The organism is Pyxidicoccus fallax (genome assembly GCF_012933655.1).
Classification (GTDB): domain Bacteria; phylum Myxococcota; class Myxococcia; order Myxococcales; family Myxococcaceae; genus Myxococcus; species Myxococcus fallax.
In genome coordinates this window covers 1-13,266 of the sequence record NZ_JABBJJ010000019.1, presented here as the reverse complement: position 1 = coordinate 13,266, position 13,266 = coordinate 1, and the positions used below count along the sequence as shown (strand labels likewise).

Here is a 13,266-nt window from a genome sequence, read left to right as displayed (position 1 = left end):
CACGAGACGCACGGCCGGGGCCGCACGGCAGGCTCCGCGCATCATCATCGTTTCATCACGGGCCCGGGCTCCGCGCCGCCCCGCGCCTCCAGCCCGCGCTCGCCGGCGAGCCGGTCCTCCTCGCCGAAGAGCTGGCTGATGCTCAGGTCGAGCTGGCTGTCGAGGACGTCGAGGAAGCTCTGGAAGCCGGCGGCGGAGAGGTTCAGCCGCGCCCGCAGGTGGCGCCGCGTCTCGTCGTGGACGGTCTGCCGCGCGCTCTTGAGCCAGCGGGAGACGGTGGACTGGTTCACCCGCAGCAGCGCGCCCAGCTCGGTGGTGGAGAGCTTGTCGACGAAGTAGAGCCGGAGCAGGTGCCGCTCGTCGGAGGACAGGGCGGAGAAGGCGTCGCGGATGGCCTGACGGAGCTCCGCCTGGTGGCGCTGCCGGATGAGGTCCAGCTCCGCGTCCCGTCCCGGTGCCGGGAGGGCTTCTATCAGCTCGGCGACGTCCTCTTCTGGCTCGGGCTTGTCGGCGGCCTGGAGCTTGAGGGCGATGCGCACGGCGGTGACGCGCACCCAGCTCATGAGCGCGCCACGGCCCGTATAGTCATTGATGCGCGGCCCGCTCTCCGGCGTGCGGACCAGGAGCTTCACGCGCGTCAGCTGGCAGATGTCATCCAGGGCGGCGGAGGGCTGCTTCAGGTAGCCGAGCATTCCGGGCAGCTTCGCCAGGTAGTGCGTCTCGAAGAGGCGGGTGGCGAGGGGCAGGCCCTGGGCGCAGGCGCACGCGAGGTACAGCTCCGCCAGGGAGAGGGACTCGAGCACCGGCGCGAGGGGACTGCCGGGGCTCACCTCGGGGAGGCGCTCGGCGAGGTGGCGCACGAACAGCTCCGCGGAGAGGTCCACGCCGGGCCATTTCTCGCGAGAGGCATTCCAGGCGTGACCGAGCAGTCCTTCGAGGACGGCGGCGTCATCGGGTGGGGCAATACGACCCCGGGCCTGAGTGACAAGCGTTGCAACCAGCCCCAGCCCGTTCCCCATGTAAGCCTCGCACCCCCCGAAGTCTGTCGCGGGTGGGGGTGTTGAAACCGCTTCAACCTGTTTGCGAGACTCTCTCACCAATCCCCATGACTTCGTCAAACGCAGCCCAGGGAGGGGCGAGCGCGGACCCATGTCTGTCCGACGAGCTCCTGGTGGAACTGATGGAAGGCCGGCTGTCCGCGGACGCGCTGGCCCGCGTCCATCGCCATGCCGCCGGGTATGAGGCCTGCCGCAAGCTGATGGCGTCCGTGGCGCGAGGCGGCCTGGCCGTGGACGCCGCCGCCGTGGCCGTCCATGACAGCACGCAGTCCATTCCGGTCCTGGCGCCACCCGCGCGGCCGACTCCCGGCGAGGAGCCAAAGCCGGCACCGGAGCTCGCGTCCGAGCCCGGGACGCCGTGGACTCCGCCCGCCGAGTTCGACGAGTTCCAGCTCGGGCCGCTGTTGGGGCGTGGGGGCATGGGGCTGGTGTACCTGGCGCATGACACGTCGCTGGGGCGGCTGGTCGCGGTGAAGTTCATCGCCGCGTCGCGCCCCCGGCCCACGGTGCTGGCCTACTTCGAGACGGAGGCGCGGGCCATCGCGCGCCTGCAGCATCCCAACGTCGTCACGGTGTACCGGGTGGGCACGGCGGACGGGCACCCGTACATCGTGTCCGAGTACATCGTCGGGCGGAGCCTCGCGCACCTGCCCTTGCCGCTGCCGTGGCGGCGGGTGCTCACGCTGGGGCTGGGGCTGGCGCGGGGGCTCGCGGCGGCACATCGGCAGGGAGTGCTCCACCGGGACCTCAAGCCCTCGAACGCGCTCGTCACCGACGACGGCGTGGTGAAGCTGCTGGACTTCGGGCTGGCGGAATACTTCGACCCGGACACGGCCTCACCGACGACGCGCGCGCGACAGGCCGCGGGCACGCCGCGCTACATGGCGCCCGAGCTGTTCGCGGGAGAGCCCGCGTCGCCGCAGAGCGACATCTACGCGCTCGGCGTGACGCTGTATGAGCTGTGCACGGGCAGCACGCCGCCGGTCGGCTCGCGCGCGACGCAGGAGCCCGCGGCGCCAGAGGGAGCCAAGACACCGCTCGCGCCGGACATCGACTCGGAGTTCGCGGCGCTCATCATGCACTGCCTCGCGGCGGATCCGGCCGAGCGGCCCGCCTCGGCCGATCTGCTCCGCGAGGCCCTGGAGCGGCTGGAGCAGCTCCATACCGCCGCGCCGCTCGCGGCGGGGAATCCCTACCGGGGGCTGGCGCCCTTCGAGGCGGAGCACCGGTCGCTCTTCTTCGGCCGTGACACGGACATCCGCGCGGTCATCGAGCGGCTGCGGCGGCTGCCCATGGTGCTCGTCGCGGGTGACTCGGGGGTGGGCAAGTCCTCGCTGTGCCGTGCGGGGGTGCTGCCCCGGGTGGAGGCGGGGGCCCTGGACGAGAGCCGGGAGATGGTGACGGTGACGCTGTGGCCGGGGCCGCGTCCGCTTCAGGCGCTCGCGGCGGCGCTGGTGCCGGTGCTGGGGATGAACGAGCAGGAGCTGGCGCTCGCGCTCACGGTACCGGACTGGCTGGGGCCGAGGCTGCGTGCGATGCACCAGGAGCGGCGCGGGCTGCTCATCTTCATCGACCAGTTGGAGGAGCTGCTCACCCAGGCGGAGCCGGCGCAGGCCGCGCGCTTCGCGCTGCTGCTGGGAGAGCTGGCCCTGCCCTCTCCGGGCGTGCGCGTGCTGATGGCGGTGCGCGGCGACTTCCTTACGAGCGTGTCCTCGCTCCCGGGTCTGGGAGACGAGGCCGAGCGAGCGCTCTACATCCTCCGGCCGATGACGCCCGTGGGCGTGCGCGAGGCCATCGTCGGCCCGGCGCGCAGCCGCGGGGTGACGTTCGAGTCCGAGGAACTCATCCAGACGCTCATCGCGTCCATGGCGCGCGATGCGGGTGGACTGCCCCTACTCCAGTTCGCGCTGGCGGAGCTGTGGGAGCGGCGCAATCCCGCACACAGCCGCATCACGAAGGAAGCGCTGGAGGCGATGGGCGGCGTGGCCGGAGCGCTGACGCGGCACGCGGACGGAGTGCTCTCGCGCCTGACGCCGTCCGAGCGGCAGGCGGCGCGGAAGCTGCTGCTGAACCTGGTGACGGCGGAGGGAACCCGCCTCGAGCTGAGCGAGGAGGAGCTCCTGCCGACGAAGGACGCGGCGCCGCGCACGGCGCTCCGCGTGCTCACCGAGGGCCGGCTCCTGCATACCTATACGGTGGGCTGGTCCCCCCGGTACGTGATTGCCCACGACTCGCTCATCCAGGGCTGGGACACGCTGCGGAACTGGCGCGACCGCGACATCGGCCAGCGCGCGGTGCGCCAGCGGGTGGAGGCGGCCAGCGCGGAGTGGGAGCGCCTGTCACACGCCCAAGAGGCACTGTGGGGCGAGCGGCACATCAATGAGGCGCGCGCGCTGGACCCCTCCATGCTGGGTCCTCGTGAGCAGGCGTTCCTCGCGGCGTCCCAGCGGGCACTGAAGCTCCAGCGGTGGACCCGTTATCTCGCCGTGCTCGGGGTGGTTCTGGCCCTGGCGGGTGTTTATGCAGGTCTTCGCTGGAGGCAGTACCGAATCAACAAAGCCTTCATCGACGAGCGCATGGAGCTCGCGCGGACACAACTCGCCGCCGGGCGCGAGAAGGGAGAAAAGGCACGCAGGCATGCCGAGCAGGCGTTTCCGCTGTTCGACGGCACGCGCCAGCCTCCTGAGAACACACCCGCGTATGCATCCATGGACGAGCCGGAGAGGCTCTGGCTTCAGGCCCTCCAGCGGCGCAAGGAAGCAGACACCACCTTCATGGAAGCGATCGACACCCTGGAGCAAGCGCTCGACCGCGACCCAGGCCATGGCGACGCACGTCTACGCCTCGCGGAGATTGTCTATGAGCGGATACAGCTCGCCGAGTACTTCCATCAAAAGGACTCCGTCGCCGAGCTGCGAGGGCGCCTGGAGCGGCTGGAGCATGGGACGAATGGAATCTGGCTGACTCGACTCAACGCTCCAGCGGAGCTCGTGGTGGAGACGACTCCTTCGGGTGCACACGTTGAAATCGGGCAATACAAAGAGGACGACCAGGGGAGGCTGAGCCTCGAGTCGCTGCGACGGCTCGGCACGACCCCCATCCGTGGTGAACAACTGCGCGCGGGCTCATACCTCCTGCGCATCAGCCATACCGACCGTCCCCCGGTCACCGTACCGGTGTACCTCACGCGAGGGAAGACCGAGCAGGTCAAGGTCTCGCTGCCCGTCTCCATCCCGGAGGGCTATGTCTATATCCCGCCCGGGTGCTTCCTGATGGGCAGCGCCGAACCCGAGCGAGTGCGCCGCCGCCTCCTGAGCGCCTCGCCACTCCACCGTTACTGCATCACGAAGGGGTATTACATCAGCAAGACGGAGGTGACGTTCGGTGAGTGGGTGGACTACCTGAACACCCTGAAACGAGACGACAAGACAAGGCGCCTGCTCGAAAAGCCAGTCCCCAGCAGCAACGGCAAAGCCATCACACTCCAAGACCTGGGCCGCTCGGGCTGGCGATTTTCCTTCTATCTCTCGGTCTCGGAGAACCGTGTCCTCACCGCGAGGGAGAACGAGAAGTTCCACTACCCGGGCCGGCATCCATCCGTGCCCATCGACTGGCGCCGGCTGCCACTGGCAGGCGTCACCACCATGGACCTCGAGGGCTTTCACTTCTGGCTGACCCACACGAAAGGGCTCCCGGATGCGCGTCTGTGCACCGAGCATGAATGGGAGTACGCCGCACGAGGTGCCGATGGACGCGACTACGCGCATGGCAACCTGCTGCGGCCCAATGACGCCAATATCGATGTCACCTACGGCCGGGAGCCCACGGCCTTCGGCCCCGATATGGTCGGCTCACACCCGGAATCGGACAGCCCCTTCGGTGTCCAGGACATGGTGGGCAACGTAGACGAGCACATGAGCGCCGTGCCCCAGGACCTCGGTCCCTACGTCGTCAGGGGCGGAGGCTGGTACTACGACGCCCTCTCCGCGCTCTCGGCCAATCGCACCGCGGGTGAGCCCAACCTCCGTGACGTGGCAACGGGTGTGCGTGTCTGCGCCTCGTATCGGTCTCCGTAGGACCCGTGTGAAGTGCTTCACTCCCTCGGAACACTAGCCCGGTCGCGTGTACGAATTCCTGCATAGCTCTCCGCCGCGAGGGCTCCTTCCCACTGAAGGCACCGGGTAGCCCCCGGCCGCCTCACTCAAGGGAGAAGGACGTCCATGAAAGCGCTGAAGAGTTTTCTGCTCACCTTCGCGTGCTTGTTGCTCACACCGCCGGTGCTCGCAGCCCGCCCGGCGCCCTCTCCAATCCCCGGACCTCGCTCGGCCCCAGCTGTCGTGTCGGTGCCTGCGGCCGACCGGTACGCACTCCGGTGCCAGGAACGAGCGCCCGAGCGGTATAGGAGTCATCAAGGCACGGCGCTGTGGGGCACGAAGCCTTCGTGGGACTCCAGCCCGGGCACGAATGAGAAGCACAGCGTGCTCGTCTCCATCGACGTGAATGCCGTGCGGAAGACCGAAACCGGGGTGAAGGCGGTGCGGCTGGAGAAGGGGCGCCTCGTGGCCTGGCCCCAGACGTCCCAGCAAGTCGCTGGCACGGTGCTCCAGGGCACCTCCGGTGATGGCAAGCCCGTGGAGGTCGCCATCTGCGCCGCCGAGCCCGCAAGCGACGACCCCGAGCTGACGTGGTACCGCATCGAGGCGTGGAACCCGGTGGCACAGGAGTGGGAGAACCCGTGCACGGCCGATGGCCGCGTGCCCGCGCCGCGGGCCGTGGCGGTGAGTGGCGTCTGGGACGGTACCGGAGCGCGGCGGGACGTGCCGGGCAAGCTGACGCTGGCGTGCGAGAATGGCGCCATCAGCAAGTGCGTCCGCTGGGGCTACAAGCCGTGGACCGAGCGAAATGGGAAGTCACTCGTCGACCTGCACCAGGCCTGCACGCGCATGGCGCGCGCCGACTACTGCGGCAATGGCCGGAGCCACACGCGGGACTACACCGTCATCGACATGTACGATGGGTTCGGCGTGCTGTCACCGACGACGCAAGCCTCCGAGGACTTCGACCCGAAAAAAATCACGTTCGAGGCGGCCTGGGCGCCGGACGGCGCGACCTGCATCTCGCGCACGCGAGATGGGAAGGCATTGTCATCCATCCTCCAGGAATGCCCCCAGCGCTTCCGCGCGAGCACCGTGGACCTCGGCGAGGGTGACCGCTGCGCGGTGCAGCGTGAAGGTGTGAGTCCCAAGGCGGCGCTGCTGCGCAACCGCTCTCACGGCAGCCCTTGAGACCCGGGCATCGTGGGAGGACCTGAGAGGCCCGCGAGCAACTCGCGGGCCTCTCGTCATTTCTCACGGGGATTCCGGGCGTTCTCCACGCCGCCAGTAAGAATTTCTGCATACGTTTTCGATTGGGCCGCTCTTCATCCCTGAAGGCGTCGGCAGATGCCGCACGCCCCACCTCCAGGGAGAAGTCCTTCGATGAACGCGATGAAGATGTTCCTGCTCACCTCGATATTCTTGATGCCCATGCAGCCAGCGTTCGCCGGCCCTCCGGCATCCGATGCCCAACGCTATGCGCGTCGGTGCCTGGGCCACTCCCTCGAACGCGGTGTTCGTCCGGATGCGACACTCCTGTGGGGCACGAAGCGCTCCTGGAGCTCCACCCGGAGGACGGATGAGCGGCGCAGCGTGCTCGTCTCCGTCGACAACGACGCCGTGCTGAAAACCGACCTCGGGGTGAAGGCGGTGCGGCTGGAGCAGGGACGTCTGGTGGCCTGGCCCGATGCGTCCAGCAGCCTCGTTGGGACGGTGCTCCAGGGAAACTCCAGCGATGGCAAGCCCGTGGAGGTCGCCATCTGCGGCTCGGAGCCTGCTCCCGAGAACTCCTCGCTGCACAGGTATCGCATCGAGGCCTGGAACCCGGTGGCACGCGAGTGGGAGAACCCCTGCGCGGCCACCAGCGTCATTCCCAATCCTCGCGTCCTCGCGGTACAGGGTGTCTGGGACTCCAGCGGGGCCCGGCATGACATTCCCGGCAAGCTGACACTGGCCTGTGAGGGCGGCGCCATCGGCCAGTGCATCCGCTGGGGCTACAAGCCATGGGAGCAGAGAGACGGGCAGTCCCTGGCCGGCCTCCACCAGACCTGCACGCGCATGGTGCGCGCCGACTACTGTGGCAATGGCCTGAGTCACACGCAGGAGCACACCCTCATTGATATGTACGACGCGCTCGGCGTGTTGTCGCTGACGACGGAGTCCTCTTCCTTCTGGAATACAGAGCGGGCCTCCTTCGAAGCCGCCTGGGGCCCTGAGGGTGCGGACTGCCTGGCGCGAACTCGCGACGGGCGCGCCCTGACGGTCATCCTCCATGAGTGCCCCGGTCGCTTCCATCCGGGCGACGTGGACCTGAGCGACGGAGATCGCTGCACCGTGCACCGCCAGGGCCTGCGCCCCGACAGGGTGCTCCTGCGCAACCGCTCCTATGCGAGCAACGAATACACAGACTCTCTCTGATGTCGGCCGATTAAACACACAGCGGCCACCCGCCCCCCATCCACTCTCTCAAACAGTGAGCATTGCACCGCCGGGCATCCGGGTGTGAACCCCGTAACAGCGATACCGAACCGTCACACGTATTGACCCTCCAAGACCCCCGCTGCTTCGGCGCGAGACCGCCGGGGCCGCGGACAGCCATGGAGCGGTGACGATGTGGCGAGCACTCGGAAGGACGATGGTCGTCGTCCTATGCTGTATGGCGGGCCTGACGGCTGTCGATACAGAGCCCGATGTGTGGCTGCTGGAGGCACGATCGGCCCTCGCCGAGGCCGCGAAGCTCCAGCAGGCTGGCAGAGCCACCGACGCCATTGCCTGGCACGAGCGCGCGCTCGCCATCCAGGAGACGACGCTCGGCAAGGACCATCCCGACCTCGTCCCTTCACTCAACAACCTCGCGCGACTCAACCAAGCCCAGGGGGACTACGCGAAGGCGGGGCCCTTGTTCGAGCGAGCACTGACTCTGCTCGAAGCAGCACACGGCGGGGAGCACCCGGCCGTCGCCAGGGCGCTCAGCAACCTCGCGGCCCTCTATCATGACCAGGGGCTCTACACACGGGCGAGGCCCCTGCTGGAGCGCGCCCTCGCCATTCAACAGGCCACGCTCGGCGGGAATCACCTCGACGTCGCGACGACGCTCAACAACCTTGCCCTCGGCTACGCGGCCCAGGACCTGCACGCGCGAGCCGAGCCGTTGCACCAGCGCGCTCTCGCCATCCAGCAGGCGTCCCTCGGCGGCGGACACCCCGAGGTGGCGAGGACACTCCATCATCTCGCCCGCCTCGCCCACCGACAGGGGCTCCACGCCCAGGCGGAGTCCCTGTACGAGCAGGCCCTCGTCATCCAGAAGGAGGTGCTCGGCGAGGACCACCTCGACACCCTCCGGACGTTCCATGCCCTCGCCGGTCTTCATGCCGACCAGGGGATGTACTCACGAGCCGAAGCGCTGTACGTGCGAGCCATCTCCCTGACCGAGGCGTCACTCGGGAGTCACCATCCCGAGACGGCCTGCTCGCTGAACAATCTCGCGAACCTCCATGCACGCCAGGGACTGGGTTCCCGGGCCATGCCCTTGTATGAGCGCGCGCTGCCCATCCTGGAAGCCTCGCTGGGCGAGAATCACCCCAAGGTTGCCGGTACGCGAAACAACCTGGCGCTCCTCTACTCCAGCCAGCGGCGGTACGAAGAGGCCGAGTCCCTGCACCTGCGCGCTCTCGCCATCCAGGAAGCCGCATTCGGCCCGGCGCATCCGGACGTCGCCACATCGCTCAACAATCTTGCCCTCTTGTCCGCCGAGCAGGGCGAACCCGCCCAGGCCGAGCAGTACCTGTCCCGTGCGCTGGACATTCAACAGGCGTTGCTGGGCGAGAACCATCCCAGCATCGCCCAGATGCTCGGCAATCTCGGCTGGCTCCACGTCGCGCAGCATCGGCTCGACGAGGCCCTGCCGCTCCTCACACGTGCGTTCGCCCTCTCCGAGCAACGCCTGCGACAGGAGGCACTGGCCTTCTCGGAGTCGCGCCTCGCGAGCTTCCTCAAGCTCCTCCGGCGTGACGAGGAGCGCCTCTACGCCCTGCTCCGCGCGCATCCCGACGACGCGAGGGTCCAGCGTCTGGCGCTCAGCGCCGTGCTGCTGCGCAAGGGCCGTTCATTGGAGGAAATCGCGTGCACCTTCCGCGCCGTGTACCGCGAGTTCGGCGAGGAGGACCGCATCGACTTCCAGCAACTTCGCGACCTGCGCACCCGGCTGGCCTCGCTCTCTCAGCAGGGCCCCGGCACGCGCCCCCTGGCCGAGTACCAGCAGCACCTGAAGGAGCTCACCAGCCACGCGGATGCGCTCGAAGCGAAGCTCGCCCGGCGCTCGGCGCCCCTGCGCGCGCTCACCGCGCCCCCGTCTCCCGAGGACATCGTCGACCGTGCCGCCGCCGCGCTTCCTCCCGACGGGGTGCTCGTCGAGTTCATCGCCTATGCGGACCAGCCGCTCCACACCGGAGCGCGTGGAGCTTCGCGTGCGCCCCAGCTTCACTACCTGGCGCTGTTGCTCTTCCCTGACGCGAGCATTCGCGTCGTCGACCTCGGTCCCGCGATGCCCATCGACCGCGCGGCCACGCACCTGCTCGATGTCATCTCCCGCCGCGACGCCGCCTACCTGCGTCCCGCGCAGGCGCTCTACTCTCGCGCCTTCGCGCCTCTCGTTCCGCACCTTGGCGGAGTCCGTCGTATCTTCCTGGCGCCGGATGGGCAGCTCGGCCTCGTTCCCTTCACCGCGCTCCACGACGGTCGCCGCTTCCTCCTGGATGTCTTCGGGTTCTCCCCGCTCACCTCGGTCAAGGACCTGCTGCCGCGCGCGGATGGTGTCGTTCCGTCTACCTCCATCGCCGCCTTTGCCGACCCTGTCTCCGGAGCTCACCAGCGCGTGGTCCAGGCAGCGCCTCGCTCGAAAACACGAGGCGCTTCGGCAGGGGCGCGCCTGGACTCCACGCCAGGTGTCGACCCCACCCAGCAGCAATGGCTACCGCTGCCCGGCACTCGCAAGGAAGCCGAGGCCATCCAGCGCCTGTGGCCCCAGGCCCAGGTCTACATTGGCGCGGAAGCCACCCGGCAGCGACTCTTCGCCCTCTCCCCTCCCGGCCTCCTGCACATTGGCACCCATGGCTACAGCCCGGAGAATGAGGTGGCCCCCGATGGCTCGCGTGCCATTGGCTATTTCGGAGGCTTCGGAGGTGGCACGCCGCCGCACCATCCGGCCGACCCGCTGCTCCGCTCAGGCTTCATCCTCGCGGATGCATCTGCTCCGACACGGGTTGCCGAAGGGCACGGAGCGGGAACGCGTGTCACCGCGCTCGAGATCGCGAGCCTCAACCTTTGTGGCACTCAGCTCGTGGTCCTCTCCGCCTGCGACACGGGCCGTGGGGAGGTCCAGCTCGGCCAGGATGTCTACGGCCTGCGCCGAGCCTTCTTCATCGCGGGCGCGGAGACGGTGGTGGTGAGCCTGTGGAAGGTGAACGACGCCAGCACCGCCCTGCTCATGGAGGACTTCTATCGTCGCCTGGCCGCCGGTCAGGGGCGCGCGGACGCCTTGCAGGGCGCCATGCGCACCGTGAAGAAGACGCGGCCGCATCCCTACTACTGGGCCGCCTTCATGACGATGGGCCGGGATGGTCCGCTACAGGGACTCGCTTCCGAGCCCCCCAGGATGACCGCGGAGTGACCCAGGCCGGCCATGGCCCGAGGCCCGGGCCATACCGCCGCGCCTGGATGCGCGCCGACTACACGAACACCGTCGGATCGAACTCATCCACATTGACGGGGAGCATGCGCGGCAGGGGCCGCTGGAAGACACGGGCATTCAGCTCCAAATCCAGAATCTTCAACCCCGAGGGCACCAGCTCCCGGAACTTCTGGCTCACGTACTCGCGCAGGCCCAGCACGGCCACCTGGCGCTTCTCCGCGAGCATGGGCTTCAGGGCATCGGCGAAGTCCGCCCCGTCGTGACTCGCGAGCACCACCGACGCGTTCGGCCGCTGCGTCCGGATGTGCTCCAGCAGCTTCAAGATACCCAGGTCCACGACCTTCTGGTCCGGCCGCCCGTACAGCAGCGCCACCTCGCACCCCGCGGACTTCAGCGCCCGCACGAAGCCAATCATCACGTCCGGCAGCTGCTCGCCGCGGGCATTCAGCACCACCACGCAGCGCACCGGCGCCGGGAAGTTGTTCTCACAGAAGGACACCAGCCGGTCGAACTGCACGCGGTCCTGGGCCTCGGGCTTGCGGCCCACGACGTTGGACACGGCCCAGTCGATGTTCTCTGCGTCGATGAGTACGTAGGAAGCGGCAGGAGGACGTCCGGAGAGCATTCCCGGAGAATACGCGGCACTCGAGGGTCCGGGTGGACTCAGTGACATCCCCGGGCCCGAAAGTCCGCAATCCCGCTCCTCAGAACCGGTCCGGCCCGGAAGACGTCTCCGGGGACGTCGGCGGCACCGCCGTGAGCAGCCCGTGCTCCGGCAGCGGCGGCCGCAGGGGCAGCGCCACCGTGAAGCGCGAGCCCCGGCCGAACTCGCTCTCCACCGACACCCGCCCTCCGTGCCCCTCCACCAGGCTCTTCACAATCGCCAGCCCCAGCCCCGCGCCACCGTGCTCGCGCGTGGAGCTGCCGTCCACCTGGTAGAAGCTCTGGAAGATGTACTCGAACTGATCCCGACGGATGCCCACGCCCGTGTCCTCCACGGACACCCGGAAGCCCTGGGTCCCCAGCTCGGTCAGCGCGCCCACCTCCGACATCAGCACCGACACCCGGCCCCCGGACGGGGTGAACTTCACCGCGTTGGCCAGCAGGTTCACCACCACCTGCCGCAGCTTGTCCGCGTCCCCCGTCAGCCGCGGCTGCGGCCCGTGCGGCAGCCGCAGCTCCAGCTCCACGCCCTTGCGCTGCGCCTGCGGCGCCACGCTCGACACCGCCGTCTGGATGACGCCGCCCAGGTCCACCGGAGCAATCACCAGCCGCAGCTTGCCCGCCTCAATCTGGCTCAGGTCCAGGATGGAGGAGATGAGGTTGAGCAGCGACTCGCCCTTCTCGACGATGGTGCGCACGTACATCAGCTGCTCCGGGTTGAGTGCCCCGGCCAGCCCCTCGGCCAGCATCTCCGAGTAGCCGATGATGGACGCCAGCGGCGTGCGCAGCTCGTGGCTCACCGTGCCCAGGAAGGTGGACTTCAGCCGGTCCAGCTCCTTCAGCCGCGTGTTGGCCTGCGCCAGCTTCGAGTTCTGCGACTCCAAATCCCGGTGCGTCTCCAGCATCGCCTCGATGTGGAGCTGCGTCGCCAGGTACGCCCGCTGGCCGCTGGCCACCAGCGCCGCCAGCACCTGCCCGAAGTGCGTCAGCACCTGCGCCGCCGTGCGCTCGGGGGCGCGCCGCACCTTGCCCACCAGCTCGTGCGCCCGCTCCAGCTCCAGCCCCGCCACGTCCGTCAGCGAGGGCGGGAAGTCCACCAGCTCCTCCGGCGTGAAGGGCCCCAGGATGACGCGGCCCAGCACCTCGCCCTCCCACGACACCGGCATCACCAGGTAGCGCAGGCCCGTGAAGCACGGCAGCGCGACGATGCCCGCCTCCTGCGCGCCCTCGCCGGACGCCACCCGCGCCCCGTGCACCGGCGCCACCGGACCGTCCTTCACCCGGGCCACCGTGGCCGTGCACCGCGCCCGCCCGTCCGGGAAGGCGAAGACGTACGAGCAGAACTCGCCGTGCCCCACCTTCACGTCCGCCAGCCGCGTGCCCCGCGCGTCCAGCACCTTGATGCCCACGCGGTACAGCTCGCTGAAGCTCCTCACCACCTCCGTGAAGGAGGGCAGGTCCAACATGTCCGACAGCGTCAGCCGCCGCTGCAGCACCGACTCGCGGCGCTGGGGAAGTCCCGGGCCCTCGGGCGGCACGCTCATCGCCCGCCTCCCGTGCCGCTGCGCTCACCGCCCGCCGGCTGCCCGTACCGGGCCTCCAGCTCCGTGCCGGTGACGTCCATGCGCCGGAATATCTGCCCGAGGAACTCCTCCTCCGTCAGCCCCAGGTGGCGCGCCAGGTGGGCCCGCGCGTCCAGCCGCCGGTAGGCCGCCTGCGCCACCGCGTGGAAGGTCTCCAACACCCCCTCGCCCTTCAGGGC

The 13,266-nt window shown here is 69.1% G+C and carries 7 protein-coding genes and 1 pseudogene; 4 read left to right on the top strand and 4 right to left on the bottom strand.

Annotated elements, in window-relative coordinates:
- Positions 1-44: 44 nt before the first annotated feature.
- A complete protein-coding gene (locus HG543_RS06180) occupies positions 45-884 on the bottom strand; it encodes a sigma-70 family RNA polymerase sigma factor (protein WP_343073288.1) in 840 nt (279 codons plus the stop codon).
- Positions 885-1,180: 296 nt separating this feature from the next.
- On the opposite strand from HG543_RS06180, the gene HG543_RS06175 reads away from it, so the two are divergent.
- The 4 genes from HG543_RS06175 (at position 1,181) to HG543_RS06160 (ending at position 10,820) form a co-directional block, all read left to right on the top strand.
- On the top strand, positions 1,181-5,134 hold the full coding sequence (locus HG543_RS06175; protein WP_246356805.1) for a bifunctional serine/threonine-protein kinase/formylglycine-generating enzyme family protein: 3,954 nt from the start codon (positions 1,181-1,183) through the stop codon (positions 5,132-5,134).
- Between the two features lie 402 nt (positions 5,135-5,536).
- Positions 5,537-6,343, top strand: a complete 807-nt coding sequence (locus HG543_RS06170) for an ADYC domain-containing protein (protein WP_343073287.1) — start codon at positions 5,537-5,539, stop codon at positions 6,341-6,343.
- Between the two features lie 402 nt (positions 6,344-6,745).
- On the top strand, positions 6,746-7,570 hold the full coding sequence (locus HG543_RS06165) for an ADYC domain-containing protein (protein WP_343073286.1): 825 nt from the start codon (positions 6,746-6,748) through the stop codon (positions 7,568-7,570).
- A gap of 238 nt (positions 7,571-7,808) precedes the next feature.
- Positions 7,809-10,820, top strand: a complete 3,012-nt coding sequence (locus HG543_RS06160) for a CHAT domain-containing tetratricopeptide repeat protein (protein WP_246356802.1) — start codon at positions 7,809-7,811, stop codon at positions 10,818-10,820.
- 58 nt (positions 10,821-10,878) lie between these two features.
- On the opposite strand, the gene HG543_RS06155 is transcribed toward HG543_RS06160, so the two are convergent.
- From HG543_RS06155 to HG543_RS06145, 3 genes and pseudogenes are all read right to left on the bottom strand, one after another.
- A complete protein-coding gene (locus HG543_RS06155) occupies positions 10,879-11,466 on the bottom strand; it encodes an NYN domain-containing protein (protein ID WP_169343739.1) in 588 nt (195 codons plus the stop codon).
- A 79-nt stretch (positions 11,467-11,545) separates the two neighbouring features.
- Positions 11,546-13,048 carry an ATP-binding protein gene (locus tag HG543_RS06150; protein ID WP_169343738.1) on the bottom strand — a complete coding sequence of 501 codons (1,503 nt, stop codon included), beginning with the start codon at positions 13,046-13,048 and terminating at the stop codon, positions 11,546-11,548.
- Positions 13,045-13,266, bottom strand: a pseudogene (locus HG543_RS06145) (GTP-binding protein); the annotation flags it as partial. The gene HG543_RS06150 and the pseudogene HG543_RS06145, both read right to left, overlap by 4 nt.